This window comes from Amycolatopsis sp. NPDC004625, from assembly GCF_040609695.1.
Taxonomy (GTDB): domain Bacteria; phylum Actinomycetota; class Actinomycetes; order Mycobacteriales; family Pseudonocardiaceae; genus Amycolatopsis.
The window spans coordinates 1-25396 of record NZ_JBEXKX010000069.1 but is presented as its reverse complement, the minus strand read 5'-3'; the positions used below and the strand labels follow the sequence as shown (position 1 = coordinate 25396).

Here is a 25396-nt window from a genome sequence, read left to right as displayed (position 1 = left end):
AAGCGGACTCCGCCGGGCCGGACCGCCGGAACCGGGCCGCGGCTCAGGCGAGCGTGAAGCGGGAAGCCGCCTGCACCCCGGCCTGGAACCGCGAGACCGCGTCGAGGTTCTGCAGCATCGCCGCGATGTGCCGGCGGCAGGTCCGCACCGACATCCCCAGCCGGCGCGCCACGACCTCGTCCGTCAGCCCCTGGGCCATCAGGCGGGCGATGGCCTGCTGCAGGTCGTGGGCGATCTCGCCGCTGTAGCCCTGGTCCTCCGCCGAGAACGGCGTTGCGCCGTCCCACAGCTGGTCGAACAGGCCCAGCAGGAACCGCACCATGCCCTGGTCGCGCACCCGGCGGGCCGACAGGTCGGCGACGTCCAGGGTCACCGCCAGTGACCGGTCGAAGACGACCGCCGCCTCCGGCACCCGGCTCAGCGTGCGGATCTGCGCCCCGCGGCCCGAGAGGTGCGTCAACCTCGCCCGGGCCGCGTAGCCCGCGCGACTGCGGTGCGGGCACACGACCCGCACCCCGACGCCGTCGCCCAGGACCGAACAGCAGGCGTCCAGGAGCTCGTCGACCAGGTCGTCGGCCGCCTCGCCGGGGTGCAGCACCACCAGTTCGTCGCGGCAGACCTCGGCCGCCAGCTTGATCAGGCCGCGGATCTCGGCGACCCCCTCCACGCGGTCGAGCGCGCCCGCCGCGCCCGCCGGGTTCCGGGTGATGCCGTCGATGCGCTCGCGCAGCCGGTCGGCCATCTCGCGGCGCTCGTACATCGCGCGCTCCAGCGGCGTGACGACCAGTTCCGCGGCCGCCGACGGCTCCCGGGGGACCAGGCCGCCGTCCGGGTCGGTGCGCAGCAGGTGCAGCTCGACCAGCCGCGCGGCGGCCGCCTGCAGCGTGTCGGCGGGCAGGCCGAGGTGCGCCGCGGCGGTGGTCACGGACGAGATCCGGCCGCAGCGCGCCGCGTAGCGGTACAGCTCGGCTTCCGGGTCGGGCTCGGGCACGGAAAACGCCCCGAGCGGCGGGAGAGTGGCCGTCGACATCGTGCCTCCAAGGGATCCGGCTTCTGCGTTCCACCGTCGCAGCCGGGCTTCTCGGTGCGCTCTCACGCCGCTCTCGCCCGGCAGTGGCGGGACGAGAGCGGCGTGATGGCCGCGTGATTCCGGCCGGTGGTGTCCTCGGGAGGACACGGTTGACCGCCGAAAGCGAAACAGGGTGACGAAATGCCTGACACACTCCCCGTCCCGCCGGGGTTCCTGGAAATCCTGATCGCGCACCTGCCCTACGCGCTCGGGGACCGGCTCGCCGAGGACGACGACCTCGCCGCGCTCGGGCTCGACTCGATGGGCGTCGTGCAGCTCGTCACCGACCTGGAGGAGACCTTCGCCTTCGAGCTGCCGGACGAGCTGCTCACCGAGGACACCTTCGCCACCGCCGGCAGCCTGTGGGCCGCCGTCGCGGAGTTCGTCGCCCCGGAGCCCGCCGATGTCTGAGGCCGCCGCCCCGGTGCGGCTCGACCAGCTGCTCACCCGCGGCGCGCCCGGCGATCCGGCCCTGACCCACAAGGACCGGACGCTGACCTACGCCGAACTCGCCGACGCCGTCACGCGCGTCGCCCGCGGCCTGCACCGGCTCGGCGTCCGCCGCGGCGACCGGGTGGCGGTGTACGCCGAGAAACGCTGGGAAACCGTCGTCGCGCTGTTCGCCGCCGCGGCCGCCGGTGCGGTCCTGGTGCCGCTGAACCCGCTGTTCAAGGCCCGGCACATCGCCCACGTCGCCGCCGACTGCACCCCGAAGGTGGTGCTCACGACGGCCGAGCGCCTGGCGACGGTCCGCGAGGCGGTGCCCGCGCCGACCCCGGTCGTGGTGTTCGGGCGGCCCGAGTGGGACGCGCTGACCGCGGCCGAGCCGGTAGCGGTGCCGAGCGCGGTGATCGACCAGGACCCGGCCGCCATCATGTACACCTCGGGCAGCACCGGCGGGCCCAAGGGGGTCGTGCTGTCCCACCGCAACCTGCTGGCCGGCGCCGCGAGCGTCGCGGAATACCTCGGCCACACGCGCGACGACGTCGTGCTCGCCGCCCTGCCCCTGAGCTTCGACGCCGGGTTCAGCCAGCTCACCACCGCGTTCGCCGCCGGCGCGCACGTCGTGCTGGTGAACTACCTGCTGCCCAAGGAAATCGTCCGGCTCTGCGCCCGCCACGGCGTCACCGCGCTCACCTGCGTGCCGCCGCTGTGGCTGCAGCTGGTGACGCAGGAGTGGCCCGCCGAGGCGACCGCGCGGCTGCGGTACTTCGCCAACACCGGCGGCCGCATGCCCCGCGCGACGCTGACCCGCCTGCGCGAGCTCTTCCCGGCGGCGCAACCGTTCCTGATGTACGGCCTCACCGAGGCGTTCCGCTCCACCTACCTCGACCCGGCCGAAGCCGGCCGCCGTCCCGGCTCGATCGGGAAGGCGATCCCCAACGCCGAAATCCTCGTGCTGCGCCCCGATGGCACGCCCTGTTCGCCCGGCGAGCACGGCGAGCTCGTGCACCGCGGCGCGCTCGTGGCGCTCGGCTACTGGAACGACCCCGCGCGCACGGCGGAGCGCTTCCGCCCGGTGCCGGGCCCGGACGGCCTGGTGCGCCCGGAGATCGCCGTCTGGTCGGGCGACACCGTCTACCGCGACGAGGAGGGGTTCCTGTACTTCGTCGGCCGGACCGACGAGATGATCAAGACGTCGGGCTACCGCGTCAGCCCCGCCGAGGTCGAGGAGGCCGCCTACGCGACCGGCCTGGTGGGGGAGGCGGCCGCGTTCGGCGTGCCGGATCCCGTGCTGGGCCACCGGATCGTGCTGGCGGTCGCGCCCGAGGCCGACGCCGAGGCGATTTCCCGGGCGCTGGCCAAGGAACTGCCCGCGTACATGCTGCCGCGGCGGATCGAGGTGCTGCCGAAGCTGCCCCGGTCGGTCAACGGCAAGTTCGACCGCGTCGCGCTGCGCGCGGCGCTCGACGCGGTGCCCGCCGGCGCCGAATGACGGCAGTTTCCTGCCACCGCGGGAACGACTCTTCCCCGCGGTCCCCGTGCGACAGTGCAAGAGCCGTGAACCGCAAGGAGCGATCCCCATGTTGCAAGCAATCGACCTCCGGAAACGCTACGACGAAGTCCAGGCCCTCGACGGGTTCAGCCTCGAAGTCGCCGCCGGCGAGATCGTCGGGCTGGTCGGCCACAACGGCGCCGGCAAGACGACCTTCGTCGAGATGGTCTCCGGGCTGCTGCGCCCGGACAGCGGCACGGTGCTCGTCGACGGCGAGTCGCCGACGCGCGCCCGCGACCGCATCGGCATCTCCCCGCAGCACATCGCGCTCTACCGCCCGCTGACCGTGCGCGAGCACCTGGAGCTGTACGGCCGCCTGGCCGGGCTGCGCCGGGCCGCGCTGCGCTCGGCCATCGACGACCTCACCGCCGCGCTGCGGCTGGAGAGCTTCCTGAACCGCACCTGCGGCCTGCTCTCGGGCGGCCAGCAGCGGCGGGCGCAGGCCGCGACGGCGCTGGTGCACCGGCCGGCGCTGCTGCTGCTCGACGAGCCGACCGCCGGTGCCGACCCCGAGACCCGTCAGGCGCTGCTCGACGTGGTCAAGCAACGAGCAGGCGAGGGAGCCGCTGTGGTCTACACCACCCACTACCTGACCGAACTGACCGACCTGCAGGCCACGATCGCGGTGGCCGCCGAGGGCCGCGTGATCGCCCGCGGCAGCGCGGACGAGCTGCTCTCGGGCCTGCCCGGCGAGGTCCGCGTGCGCACCGCCGACGACCAGCTGACCGTCTCGACCACCGACCCGACCGGCACGCTGCTGGAGCTGCTGCCCACGGTGACGCGGCCGGTCGAGTCCGTCGAGCTGCGCAACCCCAGCCTGGACGACCTCTACCACTCCCTGGCGGTGACGACCGATGTCGACGCGCACTGACTCCCTGTCCCGGGCCGGCGCCCTCGTCCGCTACAACGCGATCCTGCGCCTGCGCGACCCGTCGCAGCTGATCAGCTACCTGATCACGCCGATGATCTTCATGGTGCTGTTCCAGCCGCTGTACGTGAAGGCGCTGGGCACCGGCGCCGTCGAGGCCGTCACCGGGCAGCTGGTGATGTTCTCGGTGTTCGCGATGGCGATCGTGGGCAACGCGATCTTCGTCGAACGCGAGTGGCGCACCTGGGACCGGCTGCGCGCCAGCCGGGCCGCCCGCGCGGAACTGCTGATCGGCAAGGCGATCCCGGTGTTCGTCGTGCTGCTGATCCAGCAGGGCGTGCTGATCATCTACGGCTGGCTCGTGGTCGGGATGCCGTTCCCGGTTTCGCCCGGCCTGGTGTTCGGCGCGATGTGCCTGTGGGGCTTCATGCTGCTGGCCATGGGCGCCGCACTGTCCACTGTGGTCCGCAGCCGCGGCGACCTGATCGTCGCCGTCGACCTCGGCGCGATCACCATCAGCTCGCTCGGCGGCTCGCTGCTGCCGGTGTCGCTGATGCCGTCGTGGGCGCAGGCGATCGCGCCGTTCTCCCCGGGCTACTGGGGTCTGTCGCTGATCCGTTCCGCCATGGCGGGCAACGCCGAGGCGATGCTGCGCCCGGGCTTGATCGTGCTCGGGATCGGCGTGGCCACCGGCGCGTTCGCCACCTACCGGCTCGCCCACGGCTGGGGCCGCAGCCACCTGCTCTGACGGCACCGAAAGGACCTGTTGTGACGGAACCGGCACACGAATCGGCCGTGGCGCTCGTCGGGATGGCGGGGCGCTTCCCCGGCGCCGCCGACGTCGAGCAGCTGCGCGGCAACCTCGCGGCCGGCGTCTCCGGCCTGCGGGACCTGACCGGCGACGAGCTCGCCGCCGCGGGCGTGGACCCGGCCACCCCGGGCCACGTCCGCGTCGGCGGGCCCGTCGCCGGCGGCGTGGAGACCTTCGACGCCGCCGCGTTCGGGCTGTCCACGCGCGAAGCGGAAACCCTGGAACCGCACCACCGGCTCGTGCTGGAGTGCTCGTGGGAGGCCCTGGAACGGGCCGGCTACCGGCCGACCGATCCCGGCGTGCCCGTCGGGCTGTTCGCCGGCTGCGCGTTCCCCGACTACCTGACCCGCAACCTCCCCGAGCTCGCCGCCGAACCGGGCGGCAAACCCCTGCTGTCCGCGGGCGTGGAGCGCGACTCGCTGACGTCGCTCGTGTCGTACAAGCTGGGCCTGCGCGGCCCGGCGATCACCGTGCAGACGTACTGCTCGACGTCGCTGGTCGCGGTGCACCTGGCGTGCCAGAGCCTGCTGACCTACGAGTGCGACCTGGCCCTGGCCGGCGGGGCCGCGCTGCCGCTGCCGCAGACCGGCGGCCACGTTTTCGAAGAGGGCAGCATCCTCTCGCCCGACGGCCGGGTGCGTGCCCTCGACGCGGACGCGAACGGCACCGTGATGGGCTCCGGCGCGGCGGTCGTCGCGCTGAAACGCCTGGAGGACGCCCTCGCCGACGGTGACGTCGTGCACGCGGTGATCCTCGGCTCGGCGGTCAACAACGACGGCCGCGACCGGGCGGGGTATCCCGCGCCGGGGGTCGCCGGGCAGGCCGCGGTGGTCGATACCGCCCTGGCCGTGGCCGGGGTCAAGCCCGAGACGGTCGGATACGTCGAGTGCCACGCCGTCGGCACGCCGCTGGGCGACTCGATCGAGCTGGCCGCGCTGAACCGCGTCTTCGGGCCGGGGCGGGCGGCGCCGTGCGTGCTGAGCTCGGTCAAGCCGAGCATCGGGCACCTCGACCGGGCGTCCGGCGTCACGTCCCTGATCCGGGCGGCGCTGAACCTGCGTGACGGCGTCCTGCCGGGCACCCTCGGCTTCCGCACGCCGAACCCCGCCCTCGGCGACCGGTTCACCGTGCTGCCCGCGGACGTTCCCTGGCCCGTCGACGGCTCCCCGCGGCGCGCCGGGGTCAGCTCGTTCGGCGTCGGCGGGACGAACGCGCACGTGGTGCTCGAGGAGCCCCCTCGCCGCTCGCCCCGGCCGTCGGGCGGTCCGCACGTGCTGACGTTCTCCGCCGGTGACGCCGCCGCGCTCGACGAGGTGACGTCGCGGCTGCGGGCCCACCTGGCCGCGCACCCGGAGCTGGACCTCGGCGACGTGGCTTTCACCCTTCAGGTGTCACGCGGTCATTTCGCGCTGCGGCGGGCCGTCGTGGTCCGGGACATCCCGGACGCCGTGGCGGCGCTGGCCGACCCGGGCCGGTGGATCGACGGCGAAACCCGCCGCCGGGACCCGCGGTTCCGCCTGGTCGCGGGCAGCGGCCCGGAGTGGGCGTCGACGGCCGCGGCCGCCCACCGCCTGCTGGGCGGCGACGACGCGCCCGCGCCGGCCCCCACCCGAGCCGGGGCGCTGTCGGCCGTGACCGCCGGGCTCACCCGGCTGGGCGTCCGGCTGGACGAGAGCGCCCCCGACGCGATCGTCGCCGAGGGCGGTGCCGAGGACCTCCTTGGCACACTGGCCCGGCTGTGGCTCGCGGGTTCCACAGTGGACTGGACGGCCCTGCACCGCGGCGAGGCCCGGCGGGTCGAGCTGCCGCCGTACCCGTTCCAGCGCAAGCGGTTCTGGGTGGACCCGGCGCCGCGCCCGGCGGCGCACGTGCCGTCGTGGCACCTCGACCCGCAGCCGGTGGCCGGTCTGGAGCGGCGGCTGCGCGCGGCGGGGCCGTGGCTGGTGTTCGCCGGCGATCCCCTTGGCGAGGCCCTGGCTGCACGTATCACGGTGGCCGGTTCCGAAGTCACCACCGTGCGGCCGGGCCGTGGATTCGCGGCCCTGGACACCGGGGACTTCGTCGTCGGCCCGGGTGACCTGCCTTCGCTGTTGCGTTCGCTGGTGGTCGTCCCGCGCACGATCGTGCACGGGTTCGCCCTGGGCGGCGCACCCGGCGACGTCGAGGTGGCGGCCGGGCTGTGGCCGGGGATGGTCACGCTGACCTCCGGCGCGGTCGGCATCCTGGGACCCGACCTGACCACACCGGCGCACGCGGCGCTGACGGTGTTGACCCCGCGACACGTCGACATCGGCCCGGCGGCGGCCCTGGACCAGGTCCTGGCGGCGGTCCTGCATCGGGACGCGCCCTTGGCGGTGCGCGGCGACCAGGCGTGGCGGCTGCACCACGAGCCGTGCTCGCTGACGGGACAGGCCGAAGCCGAGGTGCACCACGACGTGCCGGACCTGGGCGGCCGGCGGGGGATCCTGCTGGTCCGGCCGGATCCCGCGGGCCGCGCACTCGCCGCCCGGGCCCGGATCGCCCGGCTCGACGGCCGCGGCCGGTGGACCACGGTGGTGTCCACTTCGGACCCGTCACCCGCGGTCCTGGCCGCGGTGGCCGCGGCCGACCACCTGACCGAAGTCGTGCTCTCCGGCGTGCCCCCGGTCCGGCCGGTCCCGGTCGCCGAGTCCGTCCGCACACCGGCCGTGGCGCGGCCGCGGCCGGCACTGGGGACACCGTTCGTGGAGCCGGAGCCGGGCCTCGAGCAGGAGGTGGCGGCCGCCTGGGCGGCCGCGCTGGGCTACCCGGAGATCGGCGCGGACGACAACTTCTTCGACCTGGGCGGCCGGTCCGCGGACGCGGTCCGCATCGCGGCCGAGTGGCACCTCCCCGCAACGGCGGTCGTGGAGCTGCCGACGGTCCGGCTGCTCGCGGCCCGCATCGCCGGGCGGCGTTCCTGACCGGCGTCCGGGGCGGGGCGCGTCACGTCCGTGCGCTCCGCCTCAGGTACGGGGCGAGGGAGAGCCACCAGTTCGCCGAGGCACGGATCCGCGCCGGGAGGTCGGGGGTGGCGGAGACCAGGCCCAACGCGCCGTCCGCGCCGGCCATCCCCATCGCGTAGACCAGCCGGTCGAGGACCGAGATCTCCGACTGCCCCGCCGTCGTGTGGTAGTTCAGGCGGGTGGTGGACAGGGCCGTCGCCCAGAAGGCGGCGGGGCTCGTTCCGCCGATGTGCCCGAGCGCCGACGCGGCGGTGTCCCGGATGGCCGCCGGGAGCGTCCGGTCCAGCACGAGCAGCTCGACGTCGTGACGCTCGGCCGGGCCGCCGATGACCCGGAGGGCCTCCACGAGCGGAACGGCCCAGTCCCGGTCGTGGCGCCGCCGGCGCAGGGCCGCGCCCAGCTCCCGCGCCACCGGCGCCCGGTACGGCGTGCTGTAGATCATGAACTGGGCGTACAGGCGCTGGTCGAAGACGTCGGCCAGGACGGATTCGCGGATCAGGGCCCGCAGGATGACGTCGTCCCACGCCTCGGTGGTCGCCGCCGCCACCGCGGCCGCGATCTCGTCGGTCACGGACCACTCGGGCGGTCCCGGCTCGGCGATGAGCAGCTTCCAGATCCGCACGGGAACCCGCTGCCGCAGGTGCACGGGCAGCTGTCTCAGGATCGCCCCGGCCAAGGCCGCGGTGCCGGCGGTGACCGGGCCGCCCAGCAGGTCGGTGAGCAGGTCGGAGACGACGACCAGCTGCCCGGTCCGGAAGTGGCCCTGGCCGACCTTGCGGAAGCAGGCCAGCAGCGCGCCGGCGAACGTCCGGTCGGTCAGCGGGGAGTACAGGTGACCGACCACGAGGTCGGCGGCCGCGGGGGCCGCGGTCGAGTCGAAGACCGAAACCGTGCCGACCATGCTCTGCACGCCGCGGTCGGCCGAAGCCGCGGCGGCGGCCGCGATGGCCGCGGCGCCACCGACCGGGTGCGCCATCAGCCGTTGGTAGGCCTCGGCGCGGTGCATCCACATGACCCCGTCGGAAATCGCCATCTCGATCAGCAGCCGTTCCGACAGCGTTTCCCAGGTCCGCTTCGGGCTGAGGATCGCGTACGGCGTCCGGCAAAGGAGCGCGGTCAGTTCGTTCCATTCGGGCCCGCTGACGATTCCGTCCGTGACGGCCATTTCGATCAACGTGTCCAGCCGTTGCGCCGCGATTTCGTCGGTGATTTCGCGCCGGGCGAGCTGCGGTGCCGCGCACGCCGCGCCGCGGAAGTACCGCGCCACGGTGTCGGTGATCGCGACCAGCGGTTCGCCGCGGAGGCCGAGGATGGCTTCGTACCCGCGGACACCGGCGTGGGGGACGAGTGCGGTGCTGTTTTCCCACCGCGACAAAGCGTCGATCGACGGCGGTGGGCCGGGAAGGACGTCGGCCCACGTCTCCGCGAAACGCCGTAAACGCCGCATTTCCGGTTCCGGCGCGTGAATGCGATTGGCGCGCAGCAGCCAGCCGATCCGCTGGGCGAGCCGGAGGGTGTCCGGCATTCCTCGTGGTGATGTCACGCCATTCTGACTACCCTCGCCGGCCCGGCGGCGGAAGCGGCCATTGGAGTCGCTTCCGGCGGCAGGCGAACGGGTGATGGGCCCGTCGCCAGGGGTATTGGCGGCGGGCCCACCACGTTCCGGGGGCCGCTACGACCAGGGGCGCAGGGCGGCGGCCAGGTGGGCCAGGGTCACGTCTTCCTGCTCCAGCACCGCGAAGTGCCCGCCCTCGAGGACGTGGCCGCGGAACGGGCGGACCGTCTGCTCCCGCCACGCCAGTACCGACTCCACGCTCGCGCGGACGTCGGTGGTGCTCGCCAGGGCTGTCACCGGGAGCTCCAGGGGAGGCCCGGCGGTGTAGCCGTAGGTGTTCTTCACCGTCAGGTCCGCGCGGATCGGCGGCAGGATGAGCCGCAGGACGCGGGGGTCGTCGAGGAACACCTCCGGTGTTCCGCCCAGCGTGCGCAGCAGCGCCACGATCTCCGCGTCACCCATGCCGGCCACGATCGGGTCGTCCGGGGTCAGCCACTGCGGGGCCGGGGAGCCCGACACCACCAGGTGCACCGGCAGCGGAGCACCCCGGCGGGAAATCTCGCGCACCAGCTCGAACCCGACCAGCGCACCCAGGCTGTGCCCGTACACCGCGTACGGCCCCTCGGCCGAGAGCACGAAGTCCGCCAGATCGGCGACGTAGGAGGACATCGACGTGTGCGGCGTGTCCCGCTGGCGCGTCTCGCGGCCGGGCGGCTGGACCGGGCACACCGTCACCCCGGGCAGCCGGCCGATCCACGCGCGGAACGCCGACGCCGAGCCGCCCGCGTGCGGCAGGCAGTACAGCCGCACGTTCCCCGCGGTCGCGGGGAACGGCAGCCAGCGGCTCGCGACGGCCGTCGTCACGACTCCACCTCCAGCGTCACGTACCCCGGCGGCGCCTGGACCTCCGCGAGGTCCGCCGCCAGGACCACGTGCGCGCCTTCGCGGGACACCTCGCGGAACCCGCTGAACGCGTAGGTGATCTGCATCATCCGGTTGCGGCCGGTCTCGACGAAGTCCGCGCGCAGCCCCGCGCCCGCCGCCCGGGCCAGGCCCATCACGTGGCCCAGCAGCACCGTCCCGACCCCGCGGGACATCACGCGGCACGACATCAGCATCATGTTCAGCCGCCAGTCCGGCACGCCCTTCTCCAGCAGCGCCAGGCCGATCTTGCCGTAGGAGCCGAACTTGTCGGTCAGCGAAGCGACGAGCAGCACGTGGTCCGGGGACGACCGCAGCGCGTCCAGCTCGTCGTAGGAGTACGTCCGCCCGGTCGAGTTGAGCTGGTTGGTGCGGACGGTCAGCTCCTCCGCCCGCTGCAGGTCCTCCTGCTTGGCCGGCGCGATGGTGAACCGCAGGTCCAGGCTGGCCAGGAAGTCCTCTCCCGTACCGGAGAAGTCCGCCTCGACGTCGTCGCGCGCGAGCTGGCTGAAGTACATCCCCCGCCGTTGCGCCGACTCGTCGGTGACGAACCGCGGCGCGAACTCCGGGCGCCGCAGCACCTCGTCGGCCTCCAGGATGTCCACAGTGGTCACCTGCGGCAGCGCGAAGGCCACCTCGGCCCGCTCGAACTCCTGGTCGTCGACGAACGCAAACGCGTCCAGCCCCAGGTTGAGCTTCTGCGCGATCTGGCCGATCGACACCGACTTCGCGTTCCACGAGATGCGCGGGAACAGGAAGTACTCGTCGAGGCCGAACTCGCGCAGCTTCGCCATCGCGGCTTCGTGGTCGTTCTTGCTGGCGACCGAGTGCAGCACGCCCATCGCGTCGAGCCGCTTGACGTGCTCGACCACCCACGGGCGCAGCCGGACGTCGCCGTCCTCCAGGAGAACCCCGTCCCAGACGGTGTTGTCGAGGTCCCACACCACGCACTTGATCTTGCCCTGGACCGGCTTCGGCGCCGCGGCCGTCGGGGAGAGGAGACTGGTCACGGTACCTGCTTCCGGTAGGCCTCGGCGGCGATGGTCATCCGCTGGATCTCGGTGCTGCCCTCGATGATCTCCATGACCTTCGAGTCCCGGTAGAACCGGGCCACGGGGTAGTCCCCGCTGCAGCCGTTGGCGCCGTGCACCTGCACGGCTTCGGACGCGTGACGAGCGGCCGCGACCGACGCGAAGTACTTCGCGACCCAGGTGGCCATGATCGTGGCCGAGTCGCCGCGGTCCTTGAGCCGGCCGGCCTCGGCCAGCAGCAGCCGGGCCGCGCGGACGTCGGTGACCATGTCCGACAGCTTCGCCTGGATCAGCGGCAGGTCCTTCAGCGGCGTGCCGCCGACGGTCCGGCGGGTCGTGTAGTCCGCGCACGCGTCGGCGCACGCCTGGATGATGCCGACCGACCCGGCCGCCACGCTGTAGCGGCCGAGGTCGAGCGTGCCGGTGAGGACCATGCCGGAGGCGAACCCGCTCGGCCCGAGCAGCGCGTCGGCACCCAGCCGGACGCCGTCGAACCCGATGGAGGCCAGCATCGACGAGCGCGTCCCGAGGATGTCGTCGATCGGGGTGACCGTGACGCCGGGCGTGTCACGCGGCACGAGCAGCGCGATCGTGCTGGCCGGGCCCTTCGCGAAGACGAGGAACAGGTCCGCGCGCTGCCCGTTGGTGGTCCACTTCTTGAGGCCGTCGAGCCGCCAGCCGTCGCCGTCGGGGGTGGCGGTGGTGGTGATCGCGGCCGTGTCGCTGCCCGCGCCGGGCTCGGACAGGCAGAACGCGCCGAGGGTGCGTCCGCTCGTCAGCTCCGGCCCCCACCGGTGCTGCTGCGCCTCGGTGCCGAAGCGCAGCAACGCCCAGGAGAGCATGGTGTGCACGGTGAGCAGGCTGCGGACCGAGGAGCAGCCGCGGCCGACCTCCTCGTGGATCTCGCCGAGGGTGACCATGTCGGTGCCGGAGCCGCCGAGCTCGGGCGGCAGGAACGGCGCCCACAGCCCGGCTTCGGCGATCTTGTCCAGCAGGATTTCGGGGATTCGCCCGGCTTTGTCCCACGCGTCGGCGAAGGGGACGATGTGCTCGTCCACGAAGGCCCGCGCGGCCTCGCGGCCGGGCGCGCGGACCGCGGTGAGTACCTCCGGCACGGGTCAGCCCACCGTCGCGGCCGGGCGCAGGCGGCCGACCAGCTCGGTCATCGCCGACGCGGTGCGGAAGTTGTCGATCCGCAGTTCCTCGTTGGGGATGGTGACGGCGAACGTCTTCTCCAGGTGCATCACCAGCTCCATGGCGAACAGGGAGTTGATGTAGCCGAGGGAGAAGATGTCCTCGGTCTCGGTGATCTCCGCCTGGGGGAAGCGGCCGGTGATGAAGGCGAGGATGTCGCCGGTGGTCTCGGACATGGTGGTTTCTCCTTCTGCGTCTCGAAACAGGGGTCAGCTGTAGGTGTAGAAGCCGCGGCCGGTCTTGCGGCCGTGCAGGCCGGCGTCGGTCATCTGCTTGAGCAGCGGGCAGGGGCGGTACTTGGAGTCGGCGTAGTGCTCGTAAAGCACCTCGACGCTGTAGAGGATCGTGTCGACGCCGATCAGGTCGGCGGTCTGCAGCGGGCCCATCGGGTGGCCGAAGCAGCCGCGGAACACCTCGTCGACCGACTCTGCCGTGGCGACGCCCTCGTGCACCAGGTAGGCGGCCTCGTTGACGGTCAGCATGAGGACGCGGTTGGACACGAAGCCCGACGCGTCCTTCACGTCGACCCAGCGCTTGCCGATGCTGGTCAGCAGCTCGCGGGTGCGCAGGATGGTCTCCGGCGTGGTGTGGAAGCCGGGGATCAGCTCGACGACCGGCTTCTGCGGCACCGGGTTCATGAAGTGCACGCCGATGACGCGGCCCGGGTTCTTCCCGACCGACGCGATGCGCGTGATCGGCACGGCCGAGGTGTTGGCGATGATGACCGTGTCGGGGCCGCAGACCTCGTCGAGCTCGGCGTGCACCGCGGCCTTGATGTCCCAGTCCTCGGTGACGTTCTCGACGAGGATCTCGGTCTTGTCCAGCGCGGCCAGCCCGACCGCGGTGGTGATCCGGGCGAGGATCTCGTCCGCGTCGAGCGCGGGGCCGCCCATCAGCCGGCTGAGCCGGCAGTTGCGCGTGATCTCGGCCCGCGCCTGCTCGAGGATCCGCTCGTCCTTGTCGACGAGCACGACATCGTGGCCGGCGGCGGCGAAGTCCTGGGCGACGCCGATGCCCATGACGCCGGCGCCCACCACTCCCGTGACTGCCATGACTGTGTCCCTTTCTGCTGTGCGAGTTGTCGTTCAGGCCCGGCGCCGTCGGGCGGCCGCGGCTTTGATGCCGGAGCGGCGCAGCTGTCCCTGCGCCTGGGTGTCGGGTGCGGGTTCGGGGGTCCCGGCGTCACCGGCGGCGATCTTCGCGAGCGCGGCGACGGTCGGGGCCTCGTGGATGATGTGCGGCGGCAGCTCGGCGTCCGGGAACGCCGTGCGCAGCGTCGCCAGCAGCGAGATGCCGAGCAGGGACGTGCCGCCGAGCTCGAAGAAGTTGTCGGACGCGCCGACCCGGTCCAGGCGCAGCGCCTCGCACCACGCCTCGGCCACCGCACGCTCGGCGTCGCCCTCGGGCTCCTGGAACGGCGTGACGAGCTCGGGACGCGGGTGCCGGTCCGCTGTCGAGCCGCCGTGTGCGGCCGAGGTGACGGCGTCGACGCTGAACCGGGCGGCCACGGCCGTGACCGCGGGCAGGTCCTGTGTGGACACCACGACGTGCGGTTCGCCCGAGGCCAGTGCCCGCAGCAGCGTGCGCCAGCCCTGTTCGAAGTCGATGCCGAACTTCGCGCGGTGCTCGCGGAAGTAGGTCTGGATGTCCTCCTCGTAGCCGGAAAGCCCTTCGTCCCAGGCGTTCCAGGTCCACTCGCCCCACGAGATCGACACCGTGCGGCCGCCGTGGGACGCGGCGTAGGCGTCGAGCCACGCGTTGCCGGCGCAGTAGTCGACCTGGCCCGGGCCACCGCCGGTGACCGAGGTGATCGAGGAGAACAGCGCGACGAAGTCGAGGTCCAGGCCGTCGGTGGCCGCGCTGAGCGCCCGCGCGCCGGGCAGCTTCGGCGCGAGGACCTGGTCGGCGTCACCGGGCTGCTTGAACTGCATCAGCCCGGTGCCCGGCACGCCCGCGGTGTGCAGGATGCCGTGCAGCGCCCCGAACTCCTGGACGGCGACAGCGACCGCGCGCCGCACGTCGGCGTCCTCGGCGACGTCCCCTTCGACGACCGCCACGGCGCCGCCGAGGGCCTCGATCTCCCGCACGCGGTGGACGCGGTCGCGGATCGTGGCGGGCACCTCGTCGGTGCCGTCGGCGATCCCGGCCCAGCGCTCGCGCGGCGGCAGGCCGCGGCGGCCGAACAGCACCAGTTTCGCGTGGCTGTCCCGGGCCAGCCGTTCGGCCATCGCCAGCCCGATCCCGCCGAGGCCGCCGGTGATCAGGTAGACGCCGCCCTCGCGCAGCACGTCCTTCGCCCGCTCGATCGGCTGCGGCGCCAGGACCTCGTAGCCGGGCAGCCAGCGCCGCGACCCGCGCAGCGCGACGGTCCGGCCCGGCGCCGGGCGGTGCAGCTCGGCGACCACCGCGGCGGCACCGGCGGCCGCGTCGACGTCGATCAGTCTCGTCCGGACACCCGGGTACTCCATCGGGATCACGAGGTTGGGCCCGACGAGGGTGGCCGCGTCGGGCCGCAGCTCGCCGTCGTGCAGGACGCGCTGGGTGCCGGAGGCGGCCAGGTCGAGCGACCAGCCGCCGAGGCCCAGCTCACCGGCCGCGCGGGCCAGCGCCACGAGCGTGTGCAGGCCGAGCAGCAAGGAGTCGTCGTCGAGGTTCCACAGGTGGACGACGCGATCCAGGCGGGTGCCGCCGCGCTTGAGGTCGCGCAGCAGGGCCAGCAGGTCGCCGACGTCGCCAGGGCGGACAGTGGCGTCCGGGCCCGGCCGGTACCCCGCGCCCGGCCGGACCACGGTCACCGGGTCGCCGGTGCGGCGGATCCCGTCGAGGACGTCCTCGGCCCGGCCGGCGCGGGCGAACACCAGCCAGGACGCGGCCTGCGGCGCGGCGGGCGCGGCCGAGGTCTGCCGCCAGGTGGGCAGGTTGATCCACTGCTCCTCGGGCAGCAGCGGGATCCGGTCGAACTCCTCCAGCGGCCCGTCCGCGGGGGTCTCGATCCGGGTGGTCCCGCCGGCCGGCTTCGCCTCGATCCAGTAGCGCTGCCGCTGGAAGGGGTACGTCGGCAGCGGCACCCGGCCCGGGGCGGTGCCGCGGTAGACCGGCGTCGCCGTGCCGCGGCCGTGGTAGGCGGACCAGTCCAGGTCCGCGCCGAGCAGCCACAGCCGGGCGAGGCCGTCGGTGAGCACCTCGTCGGCCGGCCGCGGGTCGTCCGCGGCGGGCAGGGTGGCGGTGATCAGCGGCCAGCGCGTCGCCGGGCTGAGGCCGCGCAGCAGCGCGCCGAGCGAGGGGCCGGGGCCGATCTCGACCACGGCCAGGTGCTCGTCGGCCAGCAGTTCGGTGGCCGCGTCGGCGAACCGGACGGTCTCGCACATGTGCCTCGCCCAGTACCCGGGGTCGGTGACCAGGTCGGCGGTCGCCTGGGCGCCGGTGACGTCGGACAGGTAAGGCAGCTCGGGCGCGTTGAGCGTGACGTTCGCGGCGATCCAGGCGGTGAGTTCGGCCGCGGCGGGAGCCAGCATCCGCGAGTGGAACGCGTGGCTGGTGCGCAGCGGACGGCACGGCACGTCGGCGGCCCGCAGGTCCTGCGCGAGCCGGTCGACCGCGGCGGTCTCCCCGGCCACCACGACCAGCTCCGGGCCGTTGACCGCGGCGATGTCGATCCCCGTGAGGTCGAACCGCGTCTCCAGGCCGGTGGCCGACAGCGGCACCGCGGCCATCGCCCCGCCGGGCAGCGCGGCGATCAGCTCGGCGCGCTTGGCGACCAGCGCCAGGGCGTCCTCGAGGGAGAGCACCCCGGCCAGGCAGGCGGCGACGTACTCGCCCAGGCTGTAGCCGAGCATGGCCGCGGGCCGCAGCCCCCAGTCCATCAGCGTCCGGGCCAGGGCGTAGTCCACGGCGAACATCAGCGGCTGCGCCAGTTCCGTCTGCTGCAGCCGCTCGGCGCGCGGGTCCTCGTCGCCGCCGCGGCCCAGCAGCGCGGCCAGGCTCGGCCCGCCGCCGCGGGCCCCGGTGACGAGGTCACCGTCGAGGTGCCCGAGGCAGTCGTCGAGGTGGGCGCGGAACACCGGCTCGCGCCGGTACAGCTCGCCGACCAGACCGGGGTACTGCTCCCCGACACCGGCGAAGAGGAACGCCACCGGCCGGCCCTGCACCGGCTCGACCCGGGTCGCGGGGGCACCCAGCGCGGTGACCGCACCGTCCACATCGGACGCGACGGCAGCCCGCCGGTGCTCGAACGTCTTGCGCCCCTCCTGGAGCGTGAAGGCGACGTCGGCCAGGCGCGCGTCCGGGGTGCCGGCGAGGTGCTCGCCGAGGCGCCGGGCCGCCGCGTCGGCCGCGTCCGCCGTGCGGGCCGAGACCGGCAGCACCTGGTACCGGCGTTCGGTGTCCGGGTCGCCGGGGGGCGGCGCGGGCCGGTCGGGCGGCTGTTCGACGACGACGTGCACGTTGGTGCCTCCCATGCCCAGCGAGTTGAGCCCGGCGATCCGGGGCCGGCCGCCGTCGGTGGTCCACGGCGCGAGTTCGGCGGCCACCCGGAACGGGCTGTGCGCGAAGTCGATCTCCGGGTTCGGCGCGGTGTAGTGCAGCGTCGGCGGGATCAGGCCCTCGCGGACCACCAGCGACGCCTTGATCAGCCCCGCCGTGCCCGCGGCGCGGTCGAGGTGCCCGACGTTCGGCTTCACCGACCCCAGCGCGCAGTACTGCTTCTCGGCGGTGTCCCCGAACGCGCGGGTGAGCGCGGCGACCTCGATCGGGTCGCCCAGCTCGGTCGCGGTGCCGTGGGCCTCGACGTACCCGACGTCCTCGGCCGCGACCCGCGCGTCGGCCATGGCGTCCGCGATCACCCGCGACTGCCCGCCGACGCTCGGCGCGGTGTAGCCGACCTTGAGGGCGCCGTCGTTGTTCATCGCCGAGCCGCGGATCACCGACCAGATGTGGTCGCCGTCGCGCAGGGCCGCGCCGAGCTTCTTGAGCACGACGACGGTGGCGCCGTCGCCGAACATGCTGCCGTGCGCCTGGGCGTCGAAGGTCCGCACGTGCCCGTCCGGCGACTCCTGGCCGCCGGGGGAGTGCAGGTGCCCGATCCGGTCCGGGACGCGGACCGAAACCCCGCCGGCCAGCGCCATCTCGCAGTCGCCCGCCCGCAGGCTGCGCATCGCCGTGTGCACCGCGACCAGCGACGTCGAGCAGAACGTCTGCACCGCCATGCTCGGGCCGCGCAGGTCGAACAGGTAGGACACGGTGGTGGTGAGCGCGTCCTTGTCGTTGCCCATGACCAGCTCGTAGATGCTGGCGTCGGCGTCGGAGGTGAACTGCCCGGCGATGCCCAGCAGGTACGTCGAGAGGTTGCAGCCGCCGAACACGCCGACCCGGCCGCGTTCGCCGGGCTTCGCGTACCCGGCCCCCTCCAGGGCTTCCCAGCAGACCTCCAGGAACAGCCGCTGCTGCGGGTCGGTCAGCGCCGCCATCCGCGGGCTGAGGCCGAAGAAGGCGGCGTCGAACCCGGTGACGTCGTCGAGCACCGGCCGCGCCGGCACGTACGCCGGGTCGCGGACCTGCGCCGGGTCGACCCCGGCGGCGATGAGCTCGTCGGGGCTGAAGAAGGTGATCGACTCGACGCCGTCGCAGAGGTTGCGCCAGAACTCGTCGACCGTGCCCGCGCCGGGGAACCGGCCGGCCATGCCGACGATGGCGATGTGCCGGTCGAGCTCGTCGTCGTCCGGGTCCGCCACGACGACCGGTGCGGCCGGAGCCACGGCTTTCGCGGGGGCCTGCTCGTCGAGGGTGGCGGCGAGCGCCTGCACGGTCGGCAGCTCGAACAGCGTGACCGTCGGGATGGCGACCCCGAAGCGCTCCTTGACCAGCGCGAGCATCTGCAGGGCGAGCAGCGAGTTGCCGTTGAGGTCGAAGAAGTTGTCCCGGGTGCCGACCGGCTCGACGCCCAGCACGGACGACCAGACCTCGGCGAGGCCGCGTTCGGTCGCCGTCATCGGCGGGGTGTAGGGCTGCGGCAGCTCGGGCCGCGGGAAGCGGTCGGCCGTCGTCGGCGCGACCGTCCGGGCGCCGGGAAGCCGTTCGCCGAGCCCGCCGGCGGCGACGATCACGGCCGGGCCGGCGTGGGCGGTGAGGTGGTCGAAGGCCGTCAGGGCCTGCGCGCGGGTCATGGCGTGCCGGGCCATGGACGCGCCGAGCCGGCCGTCGAGGCGTTCCAGCGTGCCCGGCCAGGTGTCCCAGGCGGCGGCGACCCAGCCGGGACGGCCGTGGGCCTCGGCGAGCAGGGCGGCGTTGGCGGCGGCGTAGCTGCCGAACGTGACCCCGCCGAGCAGGGCCGAGGTGGACGAGAACAGCAGTGTCCACTCCGGACGGTCGACGGTCGGCAGCTCGTCGAGGGCCACGGCCAGCACCCGGGCGCCGCCGACCTTGGCGGCGAAGTGCCGGGCGATCCCCGCCGTGTCCAGTTCGGACAGCGGCCGGAACCCCGCCGGGTCGGAGTCGGCGGCAGCGTGGACGATGCCGTCGAAGCGGTGCTCCGCGAGCAGGGCCCGCACCGCGGCCGGGTCGCCGACGTCCACGCGAGGGGCGTGCACGTCGGCGCCCAGCGCGCGCAGCCGGGCCACGGCCGCGTCGCTGCCCCCGCTGCGGCTGGCCAGGACCAGCCGGCGCGCGCCTCGGGTGACCAGGTGCTCGGCCACGGTGAGCCCGACGCCGCCGAGGCCGCCGGTGATGAGGTAGCTGCCGCCGGCCCGGATCGCCGGGGCGCCCGCGGGTTCGGCGGGGCGGTGGTCGGGGACGAGCCGCTGGTCGCCGCGGTAGGCCACGAGCGGCGTACCGGCGGAGCGCACCTCCGCGGCCAGGACGGCCGCGGCTTCGGCGGGGCCGTGGGCTGCGTCGAGGTCGACGGTCCCCGCGTCGAGGTTCAGGTACTCCTGGTTCGCGACCACCGGCAGCACGGCCACGGCCGCTTGCGCCGGGCGCACCCGGCCGGGTCCGGCCGCCTGCCCGGTGCGGGTGGCGACCACCACCCGCACCGCCCGTGACCCGTCGCCCGCCGCGGCGGCGAGGGTGCGCGACACCGTGTGCACCGCGGCCACGTCGTCGTCGAGGTCGAGCACCGACAGGTCGACGATGGTGTCGGCCTCGGCCGGGTCGGCCAGGTCACCGAGGAGCGCGGCGAGCGCCGCGGCGACCCCGCCGCCGTCCGGCAGGATCGCCACCCGGCCCGTCGTCCCGGCCGCGGGCGCCGGCTCGGGTCGCCACGACGGCGTCAGCAGCCGGACGTGCTCGTCGGGTTCGGCCGCGAGCCGCGGGACCTCCGGGGTGGCGGTGCCGGGCGCGTCGATCCAGTAGCGCTCGCGCTGGAACGGGTAGCCGGGCAGGCCGACCCGCCGGGCCCCGCGGCCACCGCGGACGCCGGTCCAGTCGAGGTCGACGCCGGCCAGCCACAGCCGTCCGGCCGCCTCGGCCAGCGCCGTGGACGCCGGCACCGGGTCGTCGGCGCCGGGCAGCGTCGGGACGACCGAGGCCCAGCGCTTCGGCGGGCACGCCCGGTGCCCGCGGACCATCGCGCCGAGCGAGCGGCCCGGGCCGAGCTCCAGCAGCACGGTGTCCTCGTCGGCCAGCAGGGTGGCCAGCGCGTCGTCGAACCGGACGGGAGCGCACATGTGCTCGGCCCAGTAGGCCGGATCGGGCGCCGCGGTGACCAGCTCGCCGGTCACGTTGGAGACGTAGGGGATCGCGGGCGCGTTCAGCGTGACGTTCGCGGCGACCCACGCGGTCAGCTCGTCGCGCAGGCCGGCGAGCTGCCGGGAGTGGAAGGCGTGCGTGGTGGCCAGGGGCCGGCACGGCACGTCACCCAGCGACGCCCGGAAGGCGGCGATGGCCTCCGGCGTACCGGACACGACGGTCAGCTGCGGCCCGTTCAGCGCCGCGATGTCGAGGTCCGTGCCCGCGATGCGGGCGCGCACGTCGTCGGCGGGCAGCGGCACGGCCGCCATCGCCCCGCCCGGCAGCGCGGCGATCAGCTTCGCCCGGTGCGCCACGAGCTTCAGCGCGTCCTCGAGCGAGAGCACCCCGGCCAGGCAGGCGGCCACGTACTCGCCGAGGCTGTAGCCGACGAGAACGCTCGGCTCGACGCCCCACGAGCGCACGAGCTGCGCCAGCGCGTATTCGACGGCGAACAGCGCGGGGTGCAGCACGTCGGTGCGGTCGCCCGCGCGGTCCGTGCCGCCGGCGCGGCCCAGCAGCGCGGCCAGGCCGCCCGAGGTCTCGCGCTCGCCGAGCATCCCGGCCAGGACGTCGGTGTCCAGCAGCGCGCGGCAGCGGTCCAGCTCCGCCCGGAACACCGGCGCCGTCCGGTACAGCTCGGCGGCCAGGCCCGGGTACTGCTCGCCGGTGCCCGCGATGAGGAACCCGACGCGGCGGCCGGTGCCGGCGTCGCTCGACGCCGACACGGCTCCTTCGCGGAGCGACCGCGCCGCCTCCGACGCCGAGCCGGCGACCAGCACCCGCCGGTGCCCGAACGTCGTCCGTCCACTTTGGAGCGTGTGGGCGACGTCGGCGAGCGCGTCGCCGGAGTTTTCGAGGTGGGCGGCCAGGTTCGCGGTGGCCGCGTCGGCGGCGGCAGCCGAGCGGGCTGACCACACGAGCAGCTCCGGCCCGGCTTCCTCGGTGGGAACGGGCAGCGGCGCCTCTTCCAGCACGACGTGGGCGTTCGTGCCGCCGATGCCGAACGCGCTGACGCCGGCGCGGCGCGGGGTACCGGTGCGCGGCCACGGCGTGCGCTCGGTGACCACGGTCAGCTCGGCGCCGCCCGCGGTGAGCTGCGGGTTCGGGGTGCCGAGGTTGCGCGTCGGCGGGATCTCTTCGTGGTGCAGGGAAAGGGCGGCCTTGATCAGGTTCGTCACGCCGGCGGCGCGGTCGAGGTGCCCGACGTTGGTCTTCACCGAGCCGATCCGCACCGACCGGCCCGCGAAGACCTGCTGCAGCGCGGCGATTTCGGCGGCGTCGCCGAGCGCGGTGCCGGTGCCGTGCGCCTCGACGTACCCGATGTCCGCGGGCTCCAGCCCGGCCGCGGCCAGCGCCTCGGCGATCACCGTGGCCTGGCCTTCGACGCCGGGTGCGGTGAAGCCGACCTTCCGGCCGGCGTCGTTGTTGACCGCCCAGCCGCGCAGCACCGCGTACACCCGGTCGCCGTCGGCGAGCGCGTCTTCCAGGCGGCGCAGCGCGACCACGCCGACGCCGCCGCCGAGCGGGGCGCCCAGGCCCGCGGCGTCGAACGCGCGGCACTCGCCGTCCGGCGGCGCGATGCCGCCCTGCTGGTAGAGGTAGCCGACGCGGTGCGGGACACCGATCGACACGCCACCGGCCAGTGCGACGTCGCATTCGAAGTTCGCCAGGCTGCTCGCCGCCACGCACACCGCGACCAGCGACGTCGAGCAGGCGCTCTGGATGCTGAACGCGGGCCCGGACAGGCCGAGGGTGTGCGAGACCCGGGTGGCCAGGGTGTCCTTGTCGTTGCCGAGGGCGATGGCGATCTCGCCCATCTCGCCGGCCGCGTTGGCCGGGGTGAGGTTGTGGGTCAGGTAGGTGCTCCACGCGCAGCCGGCGAACACGCCGATCGCGCCGTCGAACCGCGCCGGGTCGCAGGCCGCGTCCTCCAGCGCGTGCTGGCTGTGCTCCAGGAACAGCCGGTGCTGCGGGTCGAGGATCTGGGCTTCCTTCGGGTTGATGCCGAAGAACCCCGCGTCGAAGTCCTCGACCCCGCGCACGACGGCGCCCGCCTTGACGTAGGCCGGGTCGCCGAGCCGGTCGGCGGGAACGCCCGCGGCCAGGAGCTCTTCGTCGGTGAAGCGGGTGATGCCGGAGCGCCCGGCGCGGACGGTCTCCCACAGCGCGCCGACGTCGTCGGCGCCCGGGAAGCGGCCGGCCATGCCGACCACGGCGATGTCCGTGGGGGAGATGCTGCTGTCGGTCACGGTGTCCCTCATTTCCGGGTGCCGGCCAGGCGGCGGCGCTGGCCCCGCGCGGATCCGGTGGTGGCCGCCCGCGGGGCGGGAGCGTCGGTGTCGGTCAGGGCGGCGGCGAAGGCGGCCACGGTGGGGTGGCCGAAGAGGACGGCGGGCGCGATCTTGCGGCCGAGGCGCTTCTCCAGCGCCGCCACCATGGCCATGCCGACCAGCGAGTTGCCGCCGAGGTCGAAGAACGGGTCGTGCACGCCGACCGCGTCGATGCCGAGGAACTCGCCCCAGACGCCGGCGATGTCGGTCTCGAGCTCGCCGCGCGGGGCGGCGTACTCGGTCCGCAGCGGCGGCCGCGGGTAGCGCGATTTCGGCGCCGGCGCGGCTTCGAGCAGCTCGCCGAGGTCGTTGAGCGCAGCGAGCTCGCGGCGGGCCGTCGGCAGGTCCTGGCGCAGGGCCACGACCGTGCCGCGGACGCCGTTGCCGGCCAGGGTGTCGAGGAGCGCGCAGCCGGCTTCGGCGGTGAAGCCGTAGCGGCGGCGGTAGGCGAGGCGCGCCTCACCGGTGGCCTCGTCGGCCCAGGAGTCGTGCTGCCAGTGTCCCCACGCGACGGTGACCACCTGGGTGTCCGCCGTGGACAGTGCGGCGCCGTGGGCGTCGAGGACGCTGTTGGCCGCGCAGTAGTCGGCTTCGCCGAGGCCACCGACGACCGTGACGATCGAGGAGAACAGGACCAGCCGCCGCGGCCGGGCGGCCAGGAGCGGGCGGACCGCGTGGACCTTCGGGGCGAGCGTGCGGTGCATGTCCTCGGCGGTGCGGCGCTGGGCGAGCCCGCCGCCCGGCAGGCCGGCGGCGTGCACGATCGAGTCGAATTCGCCGAACTTCGCCTTGGCTTCGGCCAGGGCGGTGCTCAGCTGCTCCGGGTCGCCGGCGTCGGCTTTGAGCACCAGGACTTCGGCTGGTCGCAGCTGCGCGAGGTCGGTTGCGTCGGCCTCGCCGGTGCGGCTGATCAGGGCGAGCCGGCGGGCGCCGTGGCGGGCGAGGTGCCGGGCCACGATCATGCCGAGGCCGCGGGTGCCGCCGGTGACCACGTGCGTGCCGCCCCAGTCCGGGGTGACGTCGTCGAGGGTGAGCTCGGTGTACTCCTGCAGCCGGCGGCGGCCGCCGCGCCAGCCCGCGAGCACCGGTTCCGTGGCGGCGTCGCCGGTCCACGGCCGGGCCAGCTCCTCGAGCAGGTGCGTGGCCGGTGCGCCGGGTTCGAGGTCGACGCCGCGCCACCGCAGGCCCGGGTACTCGGCGCGGACGCCGCGGCCGAGGCCGTGCACGCCGGCGGCGTCGGGGTCGGTGAGGTCGCCGCCGGTGATCTCGGCGGCGCCGGTGGTGACGGTGAGCAGCCGGACGTCGTGGCCGTCGAGGGCCTGGACGGTCCGGAGGAGGGCGTCGAACCCGCCGTCGTGGACCACGTGCAGCGGCTGGGGCAGCGTCTCCGGGTCGGTGCCGACGGTCATCCCCGCCTGCGCGGCCAGCTCGGCGAGCTCGGCGTTCGTCGTGATCAGCGAGCCCTGCGGGGTCGTCGTGGGGTGGGTGGGGTCGAGGCGCCACACCGGGGTGTAGAGGCGGCCCGCGTCGGCCACCGGCTCGGCCTGGGTGCGGGTGGCCTGGGGCCAGAACTTCGTGCGCTGGAAGGGGTAGCCGGGCAGGGACACGGTCCGGCCGCCGTTGGGCCCGGGCGTGATGGCGACGCCGAGTTCCCACAGGCGGGCGAGGGTTTCCAGCAGCGCGGTGCCTTCGGCCGGGCGGTTCTCGACGGGCCAGGGCGCGGGCAGGGTGCCGAGCACGGCGGGCCGGGCGTCGGGGAGGTTCTGGCGGACCAGGCCACCGAGCGTCTGGCCCGGACCGAGCTCGACGTAGGCGTCGACGTCCTGGCCGGCGCAGTGCCGGACGCCGTCGGCGAACCGGACGGGCCGGCACAGGTGACCGGCCCAGTACTGCGGGTCGATCGCCTCGGCGTCGGTGAGGACGGTCCCGGTCGCGTTCGAGACGACGGGGATCCGCGGCGCCTGCCGGGGGACGGCGGCGACCAGCTCGGCGAGTTCGGCGCGGGCGGGTTCGAGCAGGCTGGAGTGGAACGGGTGGGCCGAACGCAGGGTCCGCGCGGCGAGCCCGGCCGCTTTGAGCTGCGCGGCCGCGGTTTCGACGGCTTCGGGCGATCCACTGAGGACGGTCATCTGCGGGCCGTTGAGCGCGGCGACGTCGACCTTCGTGTCGCGGACGGCTTCGGCGACCTGGTCGGCAGCGGCGGCGACGGCGAGCATCCGCCCGGCCGGCGCGCGCCCGATCAGCCGGGCCCGCCCGGTGACGACGTGGAGGGCGTCGGCGAGGGTGAAGACCCCGGCGAGGCAGGCGGCGACGTACTCGCCGAGGCTGTAGCCGACGAGCAGGCCGGGCGTGACCCCGCGGTCGGCGAGCAGCCGGGCGAGGGCGTACTCGACGGTGAAGAGGAGCGGGTGGGCGACCTCGGCGCGGTCGAGGAGTTCGTCTTCCTGGGCCGCGCCGAAGAACGACGCCTCGATCGTCCGCGGCTCCGCGAAGAAGGCGGCTTTCAGGTCGACCCCGCACCGGTCGGCGGCGATGGTGCAGCAGTCGTCGACGGCGCGGGCGAAGACGGGCTCGTCGCGGTAGAGCTGCGTGGCCATGCCGCGGTACTGGTCCCCGACACCGGGGAGCAGGAAGGCGACCTTCGGAGTACCGGGCTTGCGGTGCACGCCAGGGCCCTGCGCGGCGGCGGCCAGCTGCCGCGCGGCGTCTTCGACGCTGGTGGCGACGACGGCCCGGCGGTGGTCGAGGTGGGCCCGCCCTTCGCGAAGGGTGTGCGCGAGATCGGCCAGGGTCACGGTCGCGCTCTCGCCGAGCCTTGTGAGCTGCGCGCTCAGCGCGCCTTCCGACGCGGCCGAAACCGGGACCAGCTCGGCGACCGGTCGTGAGTGGTGAGGAGGGTTAGAACCCTCCTCACC

Annotated in this window: 14 protein-coding genes; 5 read left to right on the top strand and 9 right to left on the bottom strand. The window is 74.4% G+C overall.

Annotated elements, in window-relative coordinates; all coding sequences use genetic code 11:
• Positions 1-43 precede the first annotated feature (43 nt).
• Positions 44-1030 (bottom strand): helix-turn-helix transcriptional regulator, encoded by a 987-nt coding sequence (locus ABZW17_RS42380; protein WP_354827271.1) that lies wholly within the window; start codon positions 1028-1030, stop codon positions 44-46.
• Positions 1031-1210: 180 nt separating this feature from the next.
• Between ABZW17_RS42380 and ABZW17_RS42375 the strand changes: the two genes are divergently transcribed.
• The 5 genes from ABZW17_RS42375 to ABZW17_RS42355 all read left to right on the top strand — a co-directional run bounded on the left by ABZW17_RS42375 (position 1211) and on the right by ABZW17_RS42355 (position 7686).
• The gene (locus ABZW17_RS42375) at positions 1211-1480 is read left to right on the top strand and encodes a phosphopantetheine-binding protein (RefSeq protein WP_354827268.1); all 270 of its coding nucleotides are present in this window, start codon (positions 1211-1213) and stop codon (positions 1478-1480) included.
• Positions 1473-3005 (top strand): acyl-CoA ligase (AMP-forming), exosortase A system-associated, encoded by a 1533-nt coding sequence (locus tag ABZW17_RS42370; protein ID WP_354827264.1) that lies wholly within the window; start codon positions 1473-1475, stop codon positions 3003-3005. Before ABZW17_RS42375 ends, ABZW17_RS42370 begins: the two co-directional genes overlap by 8 nt.
• Before the next feature lie 88 nt (positions 3006-3093).
• Positions 3094-3936 carry an ABC transporter ATP-binding protein gene (locus ABZW17_RS42365; RefSeq protein ID WP_354827260.1) on the top strand — a complete coding sequence of 281 codons (843 nt, stop codon included), beginning with the start codon at positions 3094-3096 and terminating at the stop codon, positions 3934-3936.
• Entirely contained in the window at positions 3920-4681 is a 762-nt protein-coding gene (locus tag ABZW17_RS42360; protein WP_354827258.1) for an ABC transporter permease, read from the top strand. Before ABZW17_RS42365 ends, ABZW17_RS42360 begins: the two co-directional genes overlap by 17 nt.
• Before the next feature lie 20 nt (positions 4682-4701).
• A complete protein-coding gene (locus ABZW17_RS42355) occupies positions 4702-7686 on the top strand; it encodes a beta-ketoacyl synthase N-terminal-like domain-containing protein (protein ID WP_354827255.1) in 2985 nt (994 codons plus the stop codon).
• A gap of 22 nt (positions 7687-7708) precedes the next feature.
• On the opposite strand, the gene ABZW17_RS42350 is transcribed toward ABZW17_RS42355, so the two are convergent.
• From ABZW17_RS42350 to ABZW17_RS42315, 8 genes are all read right to left on the bottom strand, one after another.
• A complete protein-coding gene (locus ABZW17_RS42350; protein ID WP_354827252.1) occupies positions 7709-9253 on the bottom strand; it encodes a hypothetical protein in 1545 nt (514 codons plus the stop codon).
• Between the two features lie 147 nt (positions 9254-9400).
• Positions 9401-10147 (bottom strand): alpha/beta fold hydrolase, encoded by a 747-nt coding sequence (locus ABZW17_RS42345; protein WP_354827249.1) that lies wholly within the window; start codon positions 10145-10147, stop codon positions 9401-9403.
• The gene (locus tag ABZW17_RS42340; protein ID WP_354827247.1) at positions 10144-11214 is read right to left on the bottom strand and encodes an HAD-IIIC family phosphatase; all 1071 of its coding nucleotides are present in this window, start codon (positions 11212-11214) and stop codon (positions 10144-10146) included. The genes ABZW17_RS42345 and ABZW17_RS42340 overlap by 4 nt, the downstream gene beginning before the upstream one ends.
• Entirely contained in the window at positions 11211-12350 is a 1140-nt protein-coding gene (locus ABZW17_RS42335; protein ID WP_354827244.1) for an acyl-CoA dehydrogenase family protein, read from the bottom strand. The genes ABZW17_RS42340 and ABZW17_RS42335 overlap by 4 nt, the downstream gene beginning before the upstream one ends.
• A 3-nt stretch (positions 12351-12353) precedes the next feature.
• On the bottom strand, positions 12354-12605 hold the full coding sequence (locus ABZW17_RS42330; protein ID WP_354827241.1) for an acyl carrier protein: 252 nt from the start codon (positions 12603-12605) through the stop codon (positions 12354-12356).
• A gap of 33 nt (positions 12606-12638) precedes the next feature.
• Complete coding sequence (locus ABZW17_RS42325; RefSeq protein ID WP_354827238.1) at positions 12639-13481, bottom strand: 3-hydroxyacyl-CoA dehydrogenase NAD-binding domain-containing protein; 843 nt, start codon at positions 13479-13481, stop codon at positions 12639-12641.
• A gap of 33 nt (positions 13482-13514) precedes the next feature.
• Positions 13515-22400 carry an SDR family NAD(P)-dependent oxidoreductase gene (locus ABZW17_RS42320; protein WP_354827236.1) on the bottom strand — a complete coding sequence of 2962 codons (8886 nt, stop codon included), beginning with the start codon at positions 22398-22400 and terminating at the stop codon, positions 13515-13517.
• An 8-nt stretch (positions 22401-22408) separates the two neighbouring features.
• A partial coding sequence (locus ABZW17_RS42315; protein ID WP_354827234.1) for an SDR family NAD(P)-dependent oxidoreductase occupies positions 22409-25396 on the bottom strand: 2988 nt, incomplete at its 5' end.

Excerpts from the sequence above, each read along its gene's own strand:
- ABZW17_RS42380 (WP_354827271.1), bottom strand. The coding sequence starts at position 1,030 with ATGTCGACGGCCACTCTCCCGCCGCTCGGGGCGTTTTCCGTGCCCGAG.
- ABZW17_RS42375 (WP_354827268.1), top strand. The coding sequence starts at position 1,211 with ATGCCTGACACACTCCCCGTCCCGCCGGGGTTCCTGGAAATCCTGATC.
- ABZW17_RS42370 (WP_354827264.1), top strand. The coding sequence starts at position 1,473 with ATGTCTGAGGCCGCCGCCCCGGTGCGGCTCGACCAGCTGCTCACCCGC.
- ABZW17_RS42365 (WP_354827260.1), top strand. The coding sequence starts at position 3,094 with ATGTTGCAAGCAATCGACCTCCGGAAACGCTACGACGAAGTCCAGGCC.
- ABZW17_RS42360 (WP_354827258.1), top strand. The coding sequence starts at position 3,920 with ATGTCGACGCGCACTGACTCCCTGTCCCGGGCCGGCGCCCTCGTCCGC.
- ABZW17_RS42350 (WP_354827252.1), bottom strand. The coding sequence starts at position 9,253 with ATGCCGGACACCCTCCGGCTCGCCCAGCGGATCGGCTGGCTGCTGCGC.
- ABZW17_RS42330 (WP_354827241.1), bottom strand. The coding sequence starts at position 12,605 with ATGTCCGAGACCACCGGCGACATCCTCGCCTTCATCACCGGCCGCTTC.
- ABZW17_RS42325 (WP_354827238.1), bottom strand. The coding sequence starts at position 13,481 with ATGGCAGTCACGGGAGTGGTGGGCGCCGGCGTCATGGGCATCGGCGTC.